The following is a 12,690-nucleotide window of genomic DNA, read 5'->3' as shown; positions in this document are numbered from 1 at the left end:
GGACCTGTGGTTCCGGACGCGGATCAACAGGGTGCTGCCCAAGCCGCTGCCGGAAGCGCCTGTTCCGACCGCCGCCGGCCACGCCGACCGCGCCGCCCCGCCGCGCTCGGATGCCGTGCTTCGGGCCTCACGCCCCCTTGAAGGTGCGCAGTCGCAGGGAGTTGCCGACGACGAAGACGGAGGAGAAGGCCATCGCCGCTCCGGCGAGCATCGGGTTGAGGAGCCCGGCGGCGGCCAGCGGGAGAGCGCCGACGTTGTAGGCGAACGCCCAGAACAGGTTGGTGCGGATGGTGGAGAGGGTGCGGCGGGCGAGGCGGATCGCGTCGGCGGCGGCGTTGAGGTCGCCGCGGACGAGGGTGAGGTCACTGGCCTCGATGGCGGCGTCGGTGCCGGTGCCCATCGCGAGGCCGAGGTCGGCCTGGGCGAGGGCCGCGGCGTCATTGACCCCGTCCCCGACCATCGCGACCGAACGGCCCTCCGCCTGAAGGCGCTTGACCACGTCGACCTTGTCCTGCGGCATGACCTCCGCGTACACCTCGTCGATGCCGACCTCGGCCGCGACCGACTCCGCCACGGCCCGGTTGTCGCCGGTGAGGAGGATCGGGGTCAGACCGAGGGCGCGGAGCCGGCGGATGGCCTCGGCGCTGGTGTCCTTCACCGCGTCGGCGACCTCCAGCACCGCCCGCGCCTCGCCGTCCCAGGCGACGGTGATCGCGGTGCGGCCGGCGGCCTCCGCGGCCTTCTTCGCCTCGGCGAGGTGGTCGGGGAGGCGGATCTCCCACTCGGCCAGGAGCTGTTCGCGCCCGACGAGGACGGCGTGGCCCTCGACGACGCCCTGGACGCCGAGTCCGGGGACGTTCTGGAAGTCCTCGGGGGTGGGGAGGGGGCCCGTGGCGTCGGTGGCCGCGGTGGCGACGGCCTGGGCGATGGGGTGCTCGGAGGCGTTCTCCAGCGCTCCGGCGAGCCGCAGGACTTCGGCTTCGGTGGTGGTGCCGGTGGTGTGGGTGGTCTGGAGGGTCATGCGGCCCGTGGTGACGGTGCCGGTCTTGTCGAGGACGATGGTGTCGACGCGGCGGGTGGTCTCCAGGACTTCGGGGCCCTTGATGAGGATGCCGAGCTGGGCGCCGCGGCCGGTGCCGACCATGAGGGCGGTGGGTGTGGCGAGGCCGAGGGCGCAGGGGCAGGCGATGATGAGGACGGCGACGGCCGCGGTGAAGGCGGTGGTGAGTCCGGCGTCGTTGCCGAGCCAGAAGCCGAGGGTTCCCAGGGCGAGGGCGATGACGATGGGGACGAAGACGGCGGAGATGCGGTCGGCGAGGCGTTGTGCGGATGCCTTGCCGTTCTGGGCGTCCTCGACGAGGCGGGCCATGCGGGCGAGCTGGGTGTCGGAGCCGACGCGGGTGGCTTCGACGACGAGGCGGCCTCCGGCGTTGAGGGTGGCTCCGGTGACGGTGTCGCCGACGGTGACCTCGACGGGCACGGACTCACCCGTCAGCATCGAGGCGTCCACGGCGGACGCGCCCTCGACCACGGTCCCGTCCGTCGCGATCTTCTCCCCGGGACGGACCAGGAAACGGTCCCCGACCTGCAACGAGGCGGTCGGGATCGTCGTCTCGACGCCGTCACGCAGGAGCGTGACCTCCTTCGCCCCCAGCTCCATCAGCGCCTTCAGCGCCGCCCCGGCCTTCCGCTTCGAGCGTGCCTCGAAGTAGCGCCCGGCGAGGATGAACGCCGTCACCCCGGCCGCGGTCTCCAGGTAGATGTTCGCGGCGCCGTCACCGCGGGCGATGGTCAGCTCGAAGGGGTGTGTCATCCCGACCATGCCCGCGGTCCCGAAGAACAGCGCCCACATCGACCACAGGAGCGCGGCCGACGTGCCGACGGAGATCAGCGTGTCCATCGTCGCCGCGCCGTGCTTCGCGTTGGTCCAGGCGGCACGGTGGAAGGGCCAGGCGGCATAGACGACGACCGGTGCGGTCAGCGTCAGGGAGAGCCACTGCCAGTAGTCGAACTGGAGGGCCGGGATCATCGCCATCGCGATCACCGGTACGGCGAGGAGGACGGCGGTGATCAGGCGCTGGCGCAGGGAGGTGAGCCCGTCGTCCTCGCTCTCCGCGGCCGCGCCCGCCGGGTCCGTACCCTTGCTCCCGGGGGAGGCGGTGGACGCGGGCGGTGCGGGTGGCCGGGCGGTGTAGCCGGTGGCCTCGACGGTCGCGATCAGGTCCTCGACGGACACGTCGGCGCCCAGGTAGGTGACCTTCGCCTTCTCGGTGGCGTAGTTCACCGTGGCCTCGACGCCGTCCATCCGGTTGAGCTTCTTCTCGATACGGGCCGCGCACGAGGCGCAGGTCATCCCGCCGATCGCGAGCTCGACCGCGGCGGTGTCGGCGGCGGAGCCGGCAGCGGTGGGGGCGGTGGTGGCGGAGTGCGCGGACACGGGGTCCTCCCTGAAGCTGTCCGGATACCCCTAGGGGGTATCTCTTTCTCTCCTCATGTATACCCCCCGCCCCTATGAAACGCAAGGGGTGATCGTGGCGAATGCGCCCGGTCCGTGCCGGTGTGCGCCCGTTCCGCGCCGACGGGCGTGACGGCGCGCGTCACTCGTCTGCGGGGTCGGCTCGCGCGTCGTCGTGGTCGTGCGTTCAGATAGAGGGCTGCGCTGCCCGTCTACCGACCCGTAGGCTGGCCATTGGACTAGACCTATAGCTGCGTATCGGAGGAATGGGGACCCATGAGCAACCGTGCAGTCCTGGAGGTGATCGCTCTCGACGCGGAGGACGCGGTCGCTGCCCAGGCCGGTGGTGCAGACCGCCTCGAACTGGTCACCGACATGGCCGCCGACGGTCTGACGCCGTCGCGGGAGACCTTCGCGGCGATCAGGTCCGCCGTGGACATCCCGCTGCGCGTGATGCTCAGGGTGGCGGACGGCTTCGCCGCCGGTGACATCGACGTACTGGTCGGCAAGGCCCGCGAGATGCGGGAGGCGGGAGCCGACGAGTTCGTGTTCGGCTTCCTCGACGGGGACGGCCACGCCGACCTCGTCGCCGTGGAGCGGCTCGTCGCCGAGCTGGACGGCTGCCGGTGGACGTTCCACCGGGCCATCGACCGGGCCGCCGACCGCGACGCCCTGCGCAAGCAGCTCGCGGAGCTGCCCGGCCTCGACACGTTCCTCACGGCGGGCTCGCCGGACGGGGTGGACGCCGGCATCCCGGTCCTCCTGGCCGAGGCGGCCCGTACCGGTGAGCCGGGATACCAGGCGAAGGTCCTGGTCGGCGGCGGTCTCCACCTGCGGCACCTGCCCCGGCTGCTGGCCGCGGGGATCGACGCCGTCCACATCGGCGGCGCCGCCCGGCCCGGGGGCTGGTCGGCCCCGGTGGAAGCGGCAGCCGTACGGGAGTGGCGCGAGGCGCTGGACGCCTGAGGGACGCCGGGGCGGGACCGCGGTGGACACGGTGGACGAACAACCGTGTCCACCGCGGTTCCGCCCCTCCGCCCCGGCGCGGTCCCGCTACCCCAGCGCCTGGGGCAACGGCGCCGCGTGCAGCACCGTGAGCCCGGAGACCGCACGGGTCAGCGCCACGTACAGCCGCCGCAGCCCGGTCCGCTCGTCCGGCTCGCCGTCGACCACGGCCGCCGGTTCGTCGAGCACCACGTAGTCGTACTCCAGGCCCTTCGCGAGCGACGCGGGCACCAGCGTCAGCCGGGACGCGGCGGTCGTCTCCTCACCCGGGGAGAGATACGCGTGGCCCGCCGCCGTCAGGGCCGCCCCCAGCGCCGGGATCCGGGCGTCGGCGGCGATCAGCCCGACCGACCCCTCGTGGCGCAACGACTCCTCGCAGGCGGCGACGACGGCAGCGTTCAGCGCGTCCGCCGGGCCGGCCGGGTCGGCCGCGTCCAGACCGTCCGCACCGCCCGTACCGTCCGTCACCTCTCGTACGACCAGCGACCCGGGCGACTCACGCACCGACTCCACCGCCGCGAGCCCCGGCGAGATCACGGGCAGCAGCCGGGAGGCGTACGCGATGACCTCGCGCGGCACGCGGAAACCGGCGGTCAGCTCCTCCACCACCGCGTCCGCCTTGCCCAGGTGGAACAGCGCCTCGCCCCAGCTCTCCGTGGACCACGGGGTCGTCCCCTGGGCGAGGTCCCCGAGAACGGTCGCCGAACCGGTCGAGCACCGCCGCCCCACCGCCCGGTACTGCATGGGGGAGAGGTCCTGCGCCTCGTCGAGCACGACATGGCCGAGCGAGTGCGTACGGGCGACGAGGTCGCCCGCCTCGTCGATCAGCACGGCGTCGGCCGCCGACCACTTCGCGGACTTCACACTGCGGGCGGGCTTCGCCCACAGCAGCCGCTTCTGCTCGTCCTCGGTCAGCAGACCCTCCGCGTGGGCGGCCAGGAACTCCGCGTCCGAGAGCAGCCGCAGCACCAGCTTCGCCGGGTCCACGGCGGGCCAGACGGCCTTGACGGCCGCCTTCACCGCGGGATTGCGGGCCACGGTGTTCTGCACCCGGTCGTCGGGGGCCTCCCCGGCCTCCTCCATCCGTACGAGCACGGCGTGCGCGATCCGCTGCGGCAGCGCCTCGTGCGCGGCCCCGTACCGCATGTCGCGGGCCAGCAGCTCGTCGACCATCTCCTGGACCTCGTACGCGGGCACGCGCCAGCGCCGGGACCCGCGCACCACGACGACGGGCTCGACGGGCGGTGTGACGTGCGAGCGGATGGCCCGGCGCAGCACCTCGGCCATGCGGGCGTCGCCCTTGACGACGGCGGTGGCCGCCTCGTCCTCGCCCCGGACCTCGACGCCGGTGCGCACCAGGTCGTCGACGGTGGCCTGCTTCACCGCCAGCTCGCCGAGGGCGGGCAGGACCTGCTCGATGTAGTGCAGGAAGGAACGGTTCGGCCCGATGACGAGGGTGCCGGTGCGGGCGAGCCGCTCACGGTGTGCGTACAGGAGGTACGCCACCCGGTGCAGGCCGACGGCGGTCTTCCCGGTGCCGGGGCCGCCCTGGACGCAGACGGTGCCGCCGAGGTCGCTGCGGACGATCTCGTCCTGCTCCGGCTGGATGGTGGCGACGATGTCGCGCATCGGGCCGACGCGCGGCCGCTCGATCTCCGCCTGGAGGAGCCGGCTGGTGTGCTCGGCCTCGGTGGGGTCGGTGAGGTGCTCGTCCTCGTACGCGGTCAGCTCGCCGGCGGTGTAGCCGAAGCGGCGGCGGAGCGCCACGTCCTGAGGGTTCTTGCGGGACGCCTGGTAGTACGGCTGGGAGACCGGCGCACGCCAGTCGATGACCATGGGGTCCCCGACGGCGTCGTGGACGTGCCGGCGCCCGATGTAGAACCGCTCACCCTCCGCGCCCTCGGCCGGCTCGCCGCCGACGGCGTGCAGATAGTCGAGGCGGCCGAAGAACAGCGGGGTGTGCGAGAGGTCGGCGAGCGCCTTGACGCGGTCGTCGATCTGGGACTGGAGCACGGCGGCGTTGACCCAGTTCGCGGTGACGTCGCGGATGTCGAGGGCCTGGACGTCCTCGCGCATCCCGCGCAGGGCGGCACGGGACGCGGCGAGATGGGCACGCTCGTGTGCCAAGGGGTCGGTGGCGCCGGTGGAACCGGTGGGATCGGGGGCGCCGGTGGGATCGGGGGTGGAATCGCTCTCTGCTACGTGCGCGGGCACGGTGTTGCCTCCGGCTCTTCAACGCAGGACGGCGGACCGCACGCGCTGCGGTGCCATGGCGGCACGCGGAGCGACAGGGTCCGCTGGGAAGGTACGTATCCGTCGGGTGTCGGCCGGTTTCCGTCCGGTCGGCGGCGCTCCCGGGGCCGGGAAGACGGCGCGGGAGGCGGGCAGACCCGCGATTGTAGCCACGGAGAGGGGCCACGGCGAACCGGAATACGGCCCGCGCGGGCCGCCCGGCCTCTGCCGGTCTCGGCTCCGGTCTCCACCCCGGTCTCCGCCTTGGGCGTCTCCTGGGCCTCCCCGGGGGCTGAGACGCCAGGGGTACCCGTAGGGGACGCGCGCGCCCGGAGCGGTACCGGAGGGCTACCCGCCCGGCCCAGGGGTTCCGTCTGCGGGCCGACGCGCCCGAACGGGTGACAGGAGCACCATGGATACATGAGCACAGCCACTCTGAACCCACGCAGGACCGGCCCCGCGCACGGCGCGACCGCGGTCACCGGTCACCACCGACCCCACCGCGTCGGCGACGCGGTGCGCGCCGTGAAGGTGTTCGTCACGGCGGCGTTCGGCGTCGTCGTCCTGGGGGAGTACGCGGAGGAGGCGGGCGTCGCGGGCCGGGGCCGCTGACCGCCTGCCGCTGACCGCCCGCCCTCCCGGGGTCCTCAGTCGTCGGCGAGCAGTTCGTCCGCGTCGACGATGCGGTACGCGTACCCCTGCTCGGCCAGGAACCGCTGGCGGTGCGCCGCGAAGTCCTGGTCGATGGTGTCGCGGGCGACGACCGAGTAGAACCGGGCCTCGTGCCCGTCGGCCTTCGGCCGCAGGACCCGGCCCAGCCGCTGGGCCTCCTCCTGCCGCGACCCGAAGGTCCCGGAGACCTGGATGGCGACGGTCGCCTCGGGCAGGTCGATGGAGAAGTTGGCGACCTTGGACACGACGAGGACGCTGATCTCGCCCTGGCGGAACGCCTCGAAGAGCTTCTCGCGCTGGGCGTTGCTGGTCTCGCCCTTGATCACGGGGGCGTCCAGGTGCTCGCCCAGCTCGTCGAGCTGGTCGATGTACTGGCCGATGACGAGGGTCTGCTCGCCCTGGTGCTTGCGCACCAGCGCCTCGGTCACCTTCCGCTTGGTCGCGGTGGTGGCGCAGAACCGGTACTTCTCCTCCGTCTCGGCGGTCGCGTACGCGAGCCGCTCGGCGTCGGTGAGATTGACCCGTACCTCCACGCAGTCGGCGGGCGCGATGTAGCCCTGCGCCTCGATCTCCTTCCACGGGGCGTCGAACCGCTTCGGCCCGATGAGCGAGAAGACGTCGGACTCCCGCCCGTCCTCCCGTACCAGCGTCGCCGTGAGCCCCAGCCGCCGCCGGGCCTGGAGGTCGGCGGTGAACTTGAAGACGGGCGCGGGCAGCAGGTGGACCTCGTCGTAGACGACCAGGCCCCAGTCGCGGGAGTCGAACAGCTCCAGGTGCGGGTAGACGCCCTTCCGCCGGGTTGTCAGCACCTGGTAGGTGGCGATGGTGACCGGCCGGATCTCCTTCCGCGTCCCGCTGTACTCGCCGATCTCGTCCTCGGTCAGCGAGGTCCGCTTCACCAGCTCGTGCTTCCACTGCCGGGCGGAGACGGTGTTGGTGACCAGGATCAGGGTGGTGGCCTTGGCCTCGGCCATCGCACCGGCGCCCACGAGGGTCTTCCCGGCTCCACAAGGCAGCACCACAACCCCCGACCCGCCGTGCCAGAACCCCTCGACGGCCTGCTTCTGGTACGGCCGCAGCGACCAGCCGTCCTCGGCCAGCTCGATCGGATGGGCCTCGCCGTCGACGTACCCCGCGAGGTCCTCGGCGGGCCACCCCAGCTTGAGCAGGGTCTGCTTGACCTGCCCCCGCTCGGAGGGGTGCACGGCCACGGTGTCCGGGTCGATCCGCGCCCCGACCAGCGGCTGCACCTTCTTCGACCGGAGGATCTCCTCCAGCACGGGCCGGTCGGTACTGGTGAGCACGAGCCCGTGCACCGGGTGCTTGGACAGGGTGAGCCGCCCGTACCGTGCCATCGTCTCGGCGATGTCGACCAGGAGCGCGTGCGGCACGGGGTAGCGGGAGAACTCGACCAGGGCGTCGACGACCTGCTCGGCGTCGTGCCCGGCGGCGCGGGCGTTCCACAGCCCGAGCGGGGTGACCCGGTACGTGTGGATGTGCTCGGGCGCGCGCTCCAGCTCCGCGAACGGCGCGATGGCACGACGGCAGGCGTCCGCCCGGTCGTGGTCGACTTCGAGGAGGAGCGTCTTGTCGCTCTGGACGATGAGGGGTCCGGTCACGCGCTTCGGCCCTTTCTGCGGGGTGCGGCCACGGCTGCGGCCAAACGTCCAGTGTGCCGCATCGGGGGGCGGGGCGGGGTGGGCGTGCGGTCAGCCTCGGGCGCGCGGCCTGCGCTGCGGGCCGAAGCGCACCGGGACGCCCGGGGAGTACAGCACGCTCACCGGCTCGCCGCCCGGCGCGGGCAGGCCGCCCGCCGTCACCAGGTCCTCGTCGCACTCCAGGAGCTCCGCCCGGTGCAGCGGCCAGCGGGGATGAGCGTTGGGCAGATAGGCGGTCCGCCCGAAGAACGAGCTGTGCAGGGCCCACCGGGCGGTGAGGAAGTGCTCCAGGGGCGTCGGCTCGTCGATCGCGTCCCCCGCCCGCAGCACGATCCTGCTCCGCGCACCACGCGGTCCGGGCCAGCGGCGGGTGCTCGTGTACGTGAGGGTGTCGCCGGAGCGCTCGATGTCCATCCGGGACCACACGTACGGCAACCGGAACGCGGCGCGTGCCACGACGACCGGGATGAGCCGCGAGGCGTCGAGCGAGCGGAAGACGACCCCGCGCCGACCGTGCTCGTCCACGGAGTACAGCCGGACGTTGGTCTCGGGGAAGGTCCCGAGGTACGGAAGCCCCGGCAACCCGAGCCCACCCACCCGGTACATCCGGAAGGCCACCAGACCCACGTACGTCGTCGTCCCGTCGAAGGTGTCCGGCACCGTCCCCGGCGGCAGCAGCGGTGCCACGTCCGCCGGATCGACCGCCCAGTGCAGGAACGCGAGGTCCAGCCAGGACTGGGTGAGCAGCGGGGGCATCGGCGCGGGGGGCGGGTCGGGCGACACGGACTCCGGGGGCACCGGGCCGGGGGCGGGGCGGGCTGTGGACATGCCCGCAGCATCGCAGACCGTGGGACGCGGACACCGCCCGACGGCGAACCGGCAGGGGCAGAGCGGCGGCGGGCTACTCGATCTCACCGGATCCAGCAGAACACACCAGGTCAACGAGGCGCGCAAGCCTCGTATGCGGCACCTTGCCAACGGCCGGTCGGCTGCGGTGGCCTCTCCCTGGATAATCGGCGTATGGCATCACAGCCCAGCCCTTCCGATCTCCGCCGTGCCAAGTTCGCCCGGCGCCTGCCCGCAGCACTCTCCGAGCTTGCGGGGCCCGAGCACGGAACAGTGAGCCTGCCGCTCCACCTGGCGTGGTCGGGACTGACCACGTTCGACCTCGACCAGCCCCGGCTGCGGATGAGCTACTACCGCATCGTGCTGGCCGAAGGGCAGCACGATGATCTGGTCCGGTACCTCCATCGCGGCCTCCTCGTCAGCTTGTGGCCCACACTGCGCACATTGATCAGCCGTGATGTCCGTGAAGTCTGGGAACACTCCTTCGGCGAACTGGCTCACAGCGCCCGGGCCGCTGCGTGAACCTCACCGACCTGCACCGTCGCCTGCTCGCGGACGTGCTCGCCGTAGGCAGCGCCTACCCTCTGGCACTTACCGGCGGATACGCGGTCCAGGCGCACGGCCTGGTCGACCGGCTCAGCCAGGACCTCGACGTCGCGACCGAGAACCCCGATCGCATGGAGAACATTGCTGCCGCCGTGCGCGCGGGCCTGCAACAACACGGGTGGCAGGTCAGAGCTCTGGAAACAGACCCGCTCTCCGCACGCCTGATCGTCACTGATCCCGTCAGCCGTGAAGAGTGCGAGGTCGACATCCTCAAGGAAGCACTCTGGCGGCCACCCGTGCAGACGGAACACGGTCTGGTGCTGTCCCTCGAAGACGTCGTCGGAACCAAAGTCCGCGCACTGTCCGACCGTGGACTCGCCAGGGATCTGATCGACGTAAAGGCCGCCGCAAACCGCTGGAGCCACGCCGAACTGGAAGAGCTCGGACGGCGTCATACCCGCGACTCCTTCGACCTGGACGAGCTTCAAGCGCGACTGGGCGGAGTCGACTGGATCGACGACACGGAATTCGCCGCCTACGGACTCGACGAACAAGCAATCACCGGGCTGCGCCGGTGGGCACAGGCCTGGGCCACCGACATCGGTGAACGGCTCCAGGAGCTGGAGACTCCGCACGAAGACTGATGGGTATCCGAAGGGCCGGGCACGCTCAGCCAGAGGCCCATCAGGCTCATCATGCCGCTCGGGGCACTTTCAGGCTTCCGGCCGGGGCCGGGCCGGTCATGGACGGCCCCCGGCCCGTCGCGTCCTACCCCTTCCCGTCGTCCGCCAGCTCCGCCACCCCCGTGATCCGGTGCAGCGGGTACGTGCGGACCTCGTCGGCCGTGTGGTCGTAGGCCGTGACGAAGCCGCCCTCCACGCGGACCGGGGCGATCACGCGCTGGCTGGCAGCGCCGTCCGCGTTGACGTAGCCGATCCAGACCGCGGAGCCCGTCATCGCGGCAGCCTGGACGGTGGCCAGGGTCTCGGCGGAGGTGGTGCGGGGGAGGGAGCCGGAAGGCGTGGTGGACGACGGGTCCTCGGACGTGTCCTTGCGGATCACCGTGGCGGCCGTGTCGCCCGCGCGGATGGCGCGTACGGCCGCACCGAGCAGGGTGTCGTCCGGGACCGGAGGGCCTTCGGGGACCGGGATCGGAGGGGTGCGGGGCGGGGTGCGGCGGGCGCCGGCGCGGGTGATCAGGACGTCGCCCTCGGCGGATTCGGCGGCCGGCGCGTACCCGATGTCGCGCAGGGCCTCCAGGAGGGAGCCGGGGTCGGCCTGGGAGGCCAGGACCGTGGGGGCCAGGCGGCGGAGGCGGAGCCCGGTGGAGCGGCGGTCGGCCAGGATCTCGTTGAGGACCGCCTCGTCGTCGCAGCGCACGTACGCGGACGCCGCCCCGATCCGCAGGTGGCCGTGGCGGCGGGCCACGTCGTCGATCAGATAGCTCAGCGGCTGCGGCACCGGCGTACGGCTGTGCGCCGCCAGGAACGCGTGCAGGTCGGTCGCCGCCTGCCCGGCGTCCAGGGCGCGGCGCACCGAGCCGGGCGTGAAGCGGTACACCGTCGCCCCGCCCTTGGACTCCACGTCGGCCAGGACGGACAGCGTCTCCGCCAGGGGGCGTTCGAGCGGGCCCGGCGCCACCGCCGTGAGGTCGGCCTGGAGCAGGACGTGGTCCAGGGGCTCGGGGACGAGCGGCGCGAGGAGGGCCGCCGCCGCGTCCGGGCCCTCCTCCAGCAGCGCGCGGGCCTGTGCGGAGAGCGCGCCCCGGCCCGTGATGCCCAGCAGTTCCGCCTCGTTGAGCGTCCACAGGGCGAGGCGGGAGCGGAGGTCCGTCCCCTCGGTCGAGGCCGCGGAAGGGGCCGCGCCGCCGCGCAACGGGCGTTCCCAGCGCAGCCTTCGCAGCAGCGTCTCGGCGTCCGGCGCGGTGCCCGGCGGGAGTTCGGCGAACAGGGCCAGGACCCGGCGGCGTACGTCGGGGGCGGCCGAGCGGTCCAGCTCCGGGCCGAGTGCGGAGAGCGCCCGGCCCTTGGCGTCCTGGCCGCCGACCAGGCCCGGGGTCCGGGTGGCGGCGAGCCAGGCGGTGGCGAGGTGCGTCCAGCGGTCCTCGGCGGACAGGTCGAGCCACTCGTCGGAAGCCGGCGTCGGCGCGTACCGCTCCTCGGGCTCCCCGTCGGAGGCCAGCAGCCCCGCACCGTAGGCCAGTTCGATCCAGAACGCGGCGATCGGCTCGGTCACGTCGAGGGAGTTCGCGGCGCGCTTCAGCTCCCGTACGCTCAGCCCGCCCGCGCGCAGGATCGCGGGGCCGCCGCCGTTCCAGAGCTTCAGCAGCTCCTCGACCGTGGACAGCGCCGTGAACGCCTGCCCGGCCGCCGCTCTGTCCACAGCCTGTGGATCGCGTGTCGCGGCCGCCGCGACGGCCGGGGGGACCGGTTCCGGTACGCGGTGCGCGCGTCCGGCGCGCAGATGCAGGGCCGCCTCGCGCGGCAGGACCACCGTGCGGGTGGAGACCGGCAGCAACAGGCCCCGGTCGCGCAGCCACTTCACGGGGGGAGTGGGGTTGGGCGTGACCTCCCCGTACGGCGGGCCCCACACCAGCCGGTCCAGGACCGACAGCGCCTCCACGGGGGCCGTGTCCAGCAGTTCCGCCATCCGCGTCCGGTCCGTGAACAGGGCGCCGAGCGCGGCCACCGCGGACACCGGGTCGTGCGTGGCGGGCAGACCGGTCGTCGCCAAAATCTCCTGGAGCCGGCCCGGCGACATCCCGGCCGTCGCCTCGGCGACCGTGGGGCCCAGGCCCGTGGGCGAGGGGTGCTGCGGGGACGGGGCGAGCAGTTCCCGGGCGGTGCGCACCAGCCGCAGCCGGTCGTCCTCGCCCCAGACCAGGGCCTGTTCGCGCAGCGCCGAGAGCGCGCCCGGCAGTGCGGCGGTGATCGCCGCCCCCGCGTCGTCGCGCTGGTCGCCGTCGTCCAGCCCGTCGCCCGTGAGCAGGGAGAGCAGCGTGCCGTACGGGGCCGGGTCCGGGGCCACCGCCAGTGCCTCGGCGGTCTGGAGTGCGAACCGGTCCAGGTGTTCCAGCGCGCGGACGACGGACGCCCGCGTGCCGGCCCGTGTGGCGAGCTGGGTGATGTCGTTCGGCACCGGGTTGAGGAGGTCGGGGCGGGCACGCAGCAGCCCGGCCAGCGATTCGTCGCCCCGGGCGCGCAGGGCTTCGGCGAGCGTGCGCGGTGGTGTGGTCGTCCCCATCCGTCCCACGGTAGCCGCTGGAACGCTACCGTC

Annotated in this window: 9 protein-coding genes; 4 read left to right on the top strand and 5 right to left on the bottom strand. The window is 73.1% G+C overall.

Annotation, left to right across the window (positions count from 1 at the left end):
• Window positions 1–127: 127 nt before the first annotated feature.
• A complete protein-coding gene (locus AB0F29_RS24855; protein WP_361875752.1) occupies window positions 128–2,437 on the bottom strand; it encodes a heavy metal translocating P-type ATPase in 2,310 nt (769 codons plus the stop codon).
• A 294-nt stretch (window positions 2,438–2,731) separates the two neighbouring features.
• Between AB0F29_RS24855 and AB0F29_RS24850 the strand changes: the two genes are divergently transcribed.
• Entirely contained in the window at window positions 2,732–3,421 is a 690-nt protein-coding gene (locus tag AB0F29_RS24850) for a copper homeostasis protein CutC (protein ID WP_361875749.1), read from the top strand.
• A gap of 87 nt (window positions 3,422–3,508) precedes the next feature.
• Here the strand turns inward: AB0F29_RS24850 and AB0F29_RS24845 are convergent, their stop codons facing one another.
• Window positions 3,509–5,674, bottom strand: a complete 2,166-nt coding sequence (locus AB0F29_RS24845; RefSeq protein WP_361875746.1) for a UvrD-helicase domain-containing protein — start codon at window positions 5,672–5,674, stop codon at window positions 3,509–3,511.
• 438 nt (window positions 5,675–6,112) lie between these two features.
• Between AB0F29_RS24845 and AB0F29_RS24840 the strand changes: the two genes are divergently transcribed.
• Entirely contained in the window at window positions 6,113–6,304 is a 192-nt protein-coding gene (locus AB0F29_RS24840) for a hypothetical protein (RefSeq protein WP_361875744.1), read from the top strand.
• Between the two features lie 35 nt (window positions 6,305–6,339).
• Here the strand turns inward: AB0F29_RS24840 and AB0F29_RS24835 are convergent, their stop codons facing one another.
• On the bottom strand, window positions 6,340–7,983 hold the full coding sequence (locus AB0F29_RS24835) for a DNA repair helicase XPB (protein WP_361875741.1): 1,644 nt from the start codon (window positions 7,981–7,983) through the stop codon (window positions 6,340–6,342).
• A 90-nt stretch (window positions 7,984–8,073) separates the two neighbouring features.
• Window positions 8,074–8,850, bottom strand: a complete 777-nt coding sequence (locus AB0F29_RS24830) for a DUF2071 domain-containing protein (RefSeq protein WP_361875738.1) — start codon at window positions 8,848–8,850, stop codon at window positions 8,074–8,076.
• Between the two features lie 192 nt (window positions 8,851–9,042).
• Here AB0F29_RS24830 and AB0F29_RS24825 point away from each other — a divergent pair, with 192 nt between their 5' ends.
• Complete coding sequence (locus tag AB0F29_RS24825) at window positions 9,043–9,390, top strand: transcriptional regulator (RefSeq protein WP_361875735.1); 348 nt, start codon at window positions 9,043–9,045, stop codon at window positions 9,388–9,390.
• Window positions 9,387–10,058, top strand: a complete 672-nt coding sequence (locus AB0F29_RS24820; RefSeq protein ID WP_361875732.1) for a nucleotidyl transferase AbiEii/AbiGii toxin family protein — start codon at window positions 9,387–9,389, stop codon at window positions 10,056–10,058. The genes AB0F29_RS24825 and AB0F29_RS24820 overlap by 4 nt, the downstream gene beginning before the upstream one ends.
• Before the next feature lie 124 nt (window positions 10,059–10,182).
• Here the strand turns inward: AB0F29_RS24820 and AB0F29_RS24815 are convergent, their stop codons facing one another.
• Window positions 10,183–12,657 (bottom strand): helicase C-terminal domain-containing protein, encoded by a 2,475-nt coding sequence (locus AB0F29_RS24815; RefSeq protein ID WP_361875729.1) that lies wholly within the window; start codon window positions 12,655–12,657, stop codon window positions 10,183–10,185.
• Window positions 12,658–12,690: the final 33 nt, after the last annotated feature.

It is taken from the genome of Streptomyces sp. NPDC026589 (genome assembly GCF_040638385.1).
In the GTDB taxonomy this organism is placed as follows: Bacteria; Actinomycetota; Actinomycetes; order Streptomycetales; family Streptomycetaceae; genus Streptomyces.
This window is presented reverse-complemented; position numbering and strand designations above follow the sequence as displayed.